The sequence below is a fragment of the Candidatus Magnetominusculus dajiuhuensis genome (assembly GCF_046044395.1).
GTDB classification, from domain to species: Bacteria; Nitrospirota; Thermodesulfovibrionia; order Thermodesulfovibrionales; family Magnetobacteriaceae; genus Magnetominusculus; species Magnetominusculus dajiuhuensis.
In genome coordinates this window covers 1-5,812 of sequence record NZ_JBJUSG010000177.1, presented here as the reverse complement: position 1 = coordinate 5,812, position 5,812 = coordinate 1, and the positions used below count along the sequence as shown (strand labels likewise).

Annotated in this window: 6 protein-coding genes and 1 pseudogene; all 7 read left to right on the top strand. The window is 47.0% G+C overall.

What is annotated here, in order from left to right:
• Positions 1-110 precede the first annotated feature (110 nt).
• On the top strand, positions 111-860 hold the full coding sequence (locus tag AB7D94_RS16215) for a tRNA1(Val) (adenine(37)-N6)-methyltransferase (protein WP_420267073.1): 750 nt from the start codon (positions 111-113) through the stop codon (positions 858-860).
• Between the two features lie 34 nt (positions 861-894).
• Positions 895-1,665 (top strand): ribonuclease H-like domain-containing protein, encoded by a 771-nt coding sequence (locus AB7D94_RS16210; protein ID WP_420267072.1) that lies wholly within the window; start codon positions 895-897, stop codon positions 1,663-1,665.
• Positions 1,655-2,533 (top strand): site-specific tyrosine recombinase XerD, encoded by an 879-nt coding sequence (gene xerD / locus AB7D94_RS16205; protein WP_420267071.1) that lies wholly within the window; start codon positions 1,655-1,657, stop codon positions 2,531-2,533. The genes AB7D94_RS16210 and xerD overlap by 11 nt, the downstream gene beginning before the upstream one ends.
• 49 nt (positions 2,534-2,582) lie before the next feature.
• Positions 2,583-3,335: a 5'/3'-nucleotidase SurE gene (surE, locus tag AB7D94_RS16200; RefSeq protein ID WP_420267069.1), complete on the top strand. Its 753-nt coding sequence runs from the start codon at positions 2,583-2,585 to the stop codon at positions 3,333-3,335.
• Positions 3,336-3,354: 19 nt separating this feature from the next.
• Positions 3,355-3,999: a protein-L-isoaspartate(D-aspartate) O-methyltransferase gene (locus tag AB7D94_RS16195; protein WP_420267066.1), complete on the top strand. Its 645-nt coding sequence runs from the start codon at positions 3,355-3,357 to the stop codon at positions 3,997-3,999.
• Between the two features lie 42 nt (positions 4,000-4,041).
• Positions 4,042-5,052 carry an AmmeMemoRadiSam system radical SAM enzyme gene (amrS, locus tag AB7D94_RS16190; RefSeq protein WP_420267065.1) on the top strand — a complete coding sequence of 337 codons (1,011 nt, stop codon included), beginning with the start codon at positions 4,042-4,044 and terminating at the stop codon, positions 5,050-5,052.
• A 31-nt stretch (positions 5,053-5,083) separates the two neighbouring features.
• Positions 5,084-5,187: pseudogene (locus tag AB7D94_RS16185) on the top strand (twin-arginine translocation signal domain-containing protein); the annotation flags it as partial.
• Between the last annotated feature and the right edge of the window lie 625 nt (positions 5,188-5,812).

The following is a 5,812-nucleotide window of genomic DNA, read 5'->3' as shown; positions in this document are numbered from 1 at the left end:
GAATGCTATATTTTGAATTAGTCTGGCTCTGAAATAACAACAAAACGCATATAGTACGTTTGCCCTGTATAAGCCTCTAATTACCATGAGAGGCGTGTTATAATTATGTCATGGACGGTGACAGCCAAAACGCGGGTCAAGACATCGAATTATCGCTTGACGCGATTAAAAATGTCAGGATATTGCAGCGCCGGAAAGGGTACAGATTCTCTATTGACGCCCTCTTGCTGGCAGATTTCGTAAATCCCAAAAATCCCCGGCACATCGTTGACTTAGGGGCAGGCTCCGGTATCGTCGGCATCCTGCTCGCCCAGAAATATCCAACCGCCTTTGTACATTTGATAGAACTCCAGAGTTGCCTGTATGAACTCGCCAACAAAAACGCCGCGCTCAATAACGTAACCGAAAGACTAAAGATACATAACTTAGATATCAAAGAGATATATGACATAATCTCATCCAATACTTTTGATTTAGCCGTCTCAAACCCGCCCTACAGAAGGCTCCAAAGCGGAGAACTAAACCCGGACGACGAAAAGGCCGCCGCCCGGCACGAGCTTAACCTTACGCTGGATGATTTAATTAAAGCCGCGTTTTATGTATTAAGAGGTAAGGGTAGGTTTTCATTCATTTATCAGACAGCAAGGTTTGTCGAGGTAATCGAAACCCTCAGGGCACATAAATTCGAGCCTCGAAGGATACGTTTCGTTTATTCTAACAAAAAATCAGAGGCAAAGATATTTCTCATAGAGGCAATAAAGGAAGGCAAGGCACAGCTCAAACTTGACCCACCGTTCTTTGTTTACGACGACAACACAGGCCGTTACTCCCCCGAAACCCTCGAAATCCTGAGCGTATAACACTTCTGTATATAATTAATGTATAATAACCGCTATGATAAGAAACACGTTTTCAGTATTGGACGGCGTAGGGGAAAAGACCGAGAAGAGGCTCTGGCGCCGCGGCATTGTCACATGGGATGATTTTCTTGGCACAGAGACGATTCCATTTATCTCAAGACAGAAGAAGCTCCGCGCAGATGAGCGCATCAGGAAGCTTGATAGTGTGCTGAATAATCCCTCGCTCTTTGCCAGACACGTAGACAGGAAGGAACACTGGCGTGCCTTTGAGATATTCAGAGACGACGCCGTAGGCCTTGATATAGAGACCAACGGCCGCCCGTATGACAACGGCGGGTATGTTACGGTTGTGGGATTGTATGACGGCAGAAACTATAAGTGTTTGATCAGGGGCAGGGATTTAACACAGGAAAATCTGATGGAATCGCTGTCGCCATACAAGTATCTGATAACATTTTTCGGGGCAGTCTTTGATATACCGTTTTTGAGGAGGTGTTACCAGTATCTCAGGATTGATATGCCGCACTATGATATATGTCTGGAGTCAAAGAGGTTAGGCTTAAAGGGAGGCTTTAAGTATTTTGAGAAGTGTTTTGGAATAAACCGCGACGATGACATCGCCGCAATGGACGGCTACGACGCCGTTAAACTCTGGCAGATGTACAAACGGGGAGACCGCGCATCGCTGGATACGCTAATAAAATATAATAGGGAAGATACCGTAAATCTGATGCCTATCGGGGAAGAGATTTATAATCAACTAAAGAAATCAACCGGCATTGAGGAGTATATTAATGGGCAGTGAGATACTTGGGCAATTTCTGGCCTATCTGGAAGTGGAAAGGGGGCTTTCCCAAAATACCATCGAGTCGTATGGACTAGACTTAGAGCAGTTCATTAACTATCTACACTTAAATAAGGGAAATGAAAAGGAATTTCAGCGAGAGGACATCATAAACTACATAGACTATCTGAGGGATAAAGGTTACTCCGGCAGTTCAATTTGCAGGTTTATCTCATCAACAAGGGCGTTTTGCAAGTTTCTGCTCATAGAGAGACACAGAGAGGATGACCCGTCTGAGACCGTGCGTCTGCCAAAGAAGTGGGAACACCTTCCGAAGGCCCTGACGTTTGACGACGTGTTGGCAATTCTTACAACGCGGGTAGATACGAAGTTTGTCCTGCGCGATGTGGCGATGCTTGAGTTGATGTACGCCTCCGGGCTTCGCGTGTCTGAGCTGGTGAATGTGGAGATAGATAAACTTGAGATGGACGCCGGATTTATCAAGGTCATGGGAAAGGGTTCAAAGGAGCGTCTTGTGCCGGTAAACGATAGGGCGCGTCAGCGTATTAAGGCATACATGGAGGGCTTAAGACCGGAGATTCTCAACAACAAACACTCTCCGTATCTGTTTCTGACAAACAGGGCGCAGCCGATGACGAGGCAGCGCTTTTGGCAGACAATAAAGGCGTATGGGCAAATGGCGGGCGTGGAGCTTTCCCCGCACACGTTAAGACACTGCTTTGCCACGCATTTACTTGAGGGCGGGGCAGACCTGCGCTCAATACAAAAGATGCTGGGGCATGTTGACATCTCCACTACCCAGATATACACACGCGTATCAACCGAAAAGGTGAGAAAAGAGTATGACAAACACCATCCGAGGGCTTGACGGCAACTGTGGCAGTCGGGGATAATACCTGTGTAGGGAGGAAAATCTATTGGCATTGATACTTGTGACAAACGACGACGGGGTGTTATCAGAGGGGCTGATGGCACTCTTTGAGGCGATGAAGGGGGTGGCTGAGGCGGTAATAGTAGCGCCCGACAGGGAGAGGAGCGCAACGAGCCATTCTCTTACTATGCACCGCCCGCTGAGAGTGACAGAGGTAAAGGAAAATATCTATGCAATAAACGGCACCCCCACTGATTGCGTTACGCTTGGGATTGGGAAAATCCTGAAACGTCCGCCTGATTTAGTGGCCTCCGGCATTAACAAGGGTGGCAACCTTGGCGACGACATAACATATTCCGGCACGGTGTCTGCCGCCATTGAGGGTACGATTCTTGGCGTGCCATCGTTTGCCATATCAATGTTGTGGGAAGACGGCGGGTTTTACTTTGATACGGCGGCGGAGTTTGCCAAAAAGATAGCGAGGAATATCCTTGATAATGGCCTGCCCAGAGATACGCTGTTAAATGTTAACGTGCCAAATAAGGAGCTGCGGTTTATTGAAGGTGTTAAATTCACAAAGCAGGGGAAACGTGTGTACTGCAATTCGATTCAGGAGACATATGACCCGTGGGGCAAGAAGCATTATTGGATAGGCGGGGGCAGCCCGTCGTGGGAGGAGGACGAGAAGACGGATTTCCTCGCGGTTGAGTCAGGGTATATCTCTGTAACGCCTTTGCATCTTGATTTGACGAACTATGACGCCCTGAACAATATTAAAAATGAGTGGAAAGAATTATAAAGTAGTACTTGAATATATAATGGATAACTATAAGGATAAAAGAGAGGAAATGGTCAACACACAGCTCATACGCCGTGGCCTCAGGGATTTTAACGTACTGCAGGCGATGCGTGAGACGCCGCGCCACATATTTGCCGGCCCGGCAAACAGCGACAGGGCCTATGCCGATATGGCGCTTGATATTGGGATGCACCAGACGATTTCGCAGCCCTATATGGTGGGTGTGATGACCGAACTGCTTGAGCCGTCCAGGTCTGACAAGGTGCTGGAGATTGGAACTGGCTCAGGGTATCAGGCGGCGGTATTGTCGGGGATAGTTTTAAGGGTCTTCACGGTTGAGCGGGTTGAATCTCTGGCGTTGGAGGCCAGAAAAAGATTTGCCGGTTTGGGATATAACAATATCACTGTAAAGATTGCTGACGGCACGTTTGGATGGCCGCAGGAGGCACCGTTTGATAAGATAATAATAACGGCGGCTGCCCCTGATGTACCTGCGCCGGTAATCGAACAGCTTGCGCCGCGAGGGATACTTGTTGCGCCGGTTGGAGACAGGCACGCTCAATCCCTGCTGAAATTGGTGAAAGACGGTGCCAAAATAGGGAAGAGTTATCACGTGCCGTGCGTATTTGTCCCCCTCATAGGGGAATACGGCTGGGACGCCTGATGAGACTATTAATATTATATTACAGGATATTATAGATATAAAATGAAAGAAGCGCTTCTATTTGATAAACTCAAGGACAGTGATGTGGTATTGTGCAGGATGTGCGCCCACAGGTGCAGGATACCTGATGGCGAACGCGGGAAGTGCGCTGTAAGGGAAAACAGGGGTGGCACGCTCTATTGCCTGCTTTACGGGCGGCTCTGTGCGTCGCACATTGACCCGATAGAGAAGAAACCGTTGTTTCATTTCCTGCCCGGGTCGTATTCATTGTCCATCGCCTCTGCGGGGTGCAATTTTACGTGCCTACACTGCCAGAACGCGTCAATCTCCCAGTATCCACAGCAGTTCAGTGAAATTGAGGGCGATGAGGTATCACCGGCGCATGTAGTGCAAGGGGCAATCCGCGGCGGCTGTAAAAGTATATCTTACACATACACAGAACCGACGATATACATGGAATATGCCCTTGACTGTGCAATCATGGCAAGGGAGAAGGGGATAGAGAATGTCTTTGTCAGCAACGGTTACATGACGGCTGAGAGTGCCGGACTGATAATCCCGTATCTTGACGCCAACAACATTGATTTAAAAGGAGATGACGAGTTTTATAAGACGGTCTGCGGTGGCCGTGTAAAGCCGGTCAAAGACACGATTATATTGATGAAAGGGCGCGGGGTATGGGTGGAGGTAACGACCCTGATAATTCCCGGCCTGAACGACTCTGACGCGATACTGAGGGAGATAGCGGGATTTATCAGGTCAGTGGATTATTCAATCCCCTGGCACGTTACAAGTTTTCGTCCAACGTATAAAATCCTTGACAGGTCGGCAACACCGGCGGATACCCTCAGAAGGGCATATAGAATTGGAATTGAGGCCGGCCTTAAATATGTCTACGAGGGCAACGTACCGGGGTCACATGGTGAAAACACATACTGCCCCTCTTGTAAGGAGCTGCTGATAGAGAGATATGGTTTTACTATCAGAAGGAATATAATAAAAGAGGGAAAATGTCCTGAGTGTGCGGGTACAATAGACGGCGTCTGGCAGTAGGGTAGGGGGAAGCCGCTGTCGTCCTTTATAATGGAAATGGGATAAGGCTGTATGCCGGTTCTGCGGCACCGGCTGCGGCATAATGGTAGCTGTACACAACAACAATTGGTAGCGGTAAAAGGTGACCCGATTGCTGATTGGCGTACTTCCTGCGTATCTAATTCCATTTCTAAATCATACCTACAATAATATATTTTATCTCACTCCGCGATAAAAAATTGTCATCACCCTTCTTGTCTTGTCGTCGTTCTCTTGTCGTCATTCCGGCTTGTCCGGAATCGTATTTGGCTTGAGGATGTGCTGAGACAGATTCCGGACAAGCCGGAATGACAGACTAAGATATTTCATAAATACGCTAATCACTTATTATCCTATAAAAAGCAGTTCACTTCAATATAATGAGGAAAATCAGGCTTTTATGAACAAAAACCACTCACCCAAAAGTAGGCAAAAAGTACTGCTCCGCAGACTCATAATTTCCTTGTAAAACAAGGCTATAAGCCAGTCTTAGTGATTTTCAACTGCTTTTTTTAGGATTATTAATGCACATATGATTTAAAAATAGAATAAAACCCGTGCTTAAGTTGGCATACTTTACTGGTATGCGACGTGAGGAGATAGCGAGCCTTACGTGGTATAACTATACTCCCAAATTTGCAAATAATCTTATCAGGCGATTTTGCAGAGAATACAGGACAAAAATTTACTGTAATACCAAAATAGAAATGTCCTATTCTACCAAAGTAGAAATGTCCTAAAG

Coding starts and splice junctions, on each gene's coding strand:
- AB7D94_RS16215 (WP_420267073.1), top strand. CDS start 111: ATGGACGGTGACAGCCAAAACGCGGGTCAAGACATCGAATTATCGCTT.
- AB7D94_RS16210 (WP_420267072.1), top strand. CDS start 895: ATGATAAGAAACACGTTTTCAGTATTGGACGGCGTAGGGGAAAAGACC.
- xerD (WP_420267071.1), top strand. CDS start 1,655: ATGGGCAGTGAGATACTTGGGCAATTTCTGGCCTATCTGGAAGTGGAA.
- AB7D94_RS16195 (WP_420267066.1), top strand. CDS start 3,355: ATGGATAACTATAAGGATAAAAGAGAGGAAATGGTCAACACACAGCTC.
- amrS (WP_420267065.1), top strand. CDS start 4,042: ATGAAAGAAGCGCTTCTATTTGATAAACTCAAGGACAGTGATGTGGTA.